This window comes from Sulfitobacter sediminis (assembly GCF_040811725.1).
Taxonomy (GTDB): Bacteria; Pseudomonadota; Alphaproteobacteria; order Rhodobacterales; family Rhodobacteraceae; genus Sulfitobacter; species Sulfitobacter sediminis.
Window position 1 is genome coordinate 1 of record NZ_JBFNXX010000099.1, and the last position, 884, is coordinate 884.

The 884-nt window shown below is 49.4% G+C and carries 1 protein-coding gene; it reads right to left on the bottom strand.

Annotated elements, in window-relative coordinates; translation table 11 throughout:
* Nucleotides 1–154 precede the first annotated feature (154 nt).
* Nucleotides 155–884 (bottom strand): DUF6854 domain-containing protein (locus tag AB2B41_RS23330; RefSeq protein ID WP_367880224.1); only part of this gene is annotated, 730 nt, incomplete at its 5' end.

Genomic DNA, 884 nt, shown 5'->3' on the forward strand with positions numbered 1-884 from the left:
GCATCGCGGGAAAAACATATCATTGATGACTTGTCGGAAAAATCGGTTTCGGATTCCAACAAATATGCGACAGAGCATTCGCACCATCGCATATCTTTGGTACCTGATAGAACACCTACCGTTACGCGGCTAACCTATTCGAAGTTGCGTTCTACTAACCGGCAATACGCACAATGTTGCGAAAATCGATGTCGATATCGCTGACCATCGAATTGTAGTCATCACTGCCGCGTAAGGCGTTGTAGGTCTTTTCTATGGCATCCATCGAAGGATACCCCACTGCCAGCAAACGGCGGCCGGCATGCGACCCAGTCATAATCGTCCAATAACGCATGAACATCGCGCCATTATCTTCAAAAAGGTGCACCATTCCACGCATTCGATCGACCATCGAATCTGCAGATCCCCAACGTGTCAAAACGCCGTATGCCGGAACATCAGTGGACTGATTTTCCAACTCGAGCGGCTCAACTTTCAGGATATTCCGCAATGTCACATTGACCTTACCGCTACCGATCAATGCCTGATAATCGGCTGATTTGTTATAAACTCCGAATGCCGCATCGATGCCATTTAGCTCCGAGTACCCTTGCATGAGTATCATACTTCCGGCGTGCTCTCCTGTCGCGAGCACCCCATAGCGTGTAATGATTGCACCGGCAGAGGCTTTCAGTTCTTCCGCCAACGCGCCTGTATGCTTTAAAGCCTGGTTCAAGAAACTGGGTTCGCACGAAGCAACGGTAACCATTGTGTAGTTGGTAGCTGTCATTTTACAGATCTCCCCATGTTGCTGCCTCCCCAAAATGGAGAAGCACTTTTTCAGCATACCACAAACCCCGCTCCGCCGATTGCTTGATTTAGCGTGCCGCTTAACACTCGCTCCA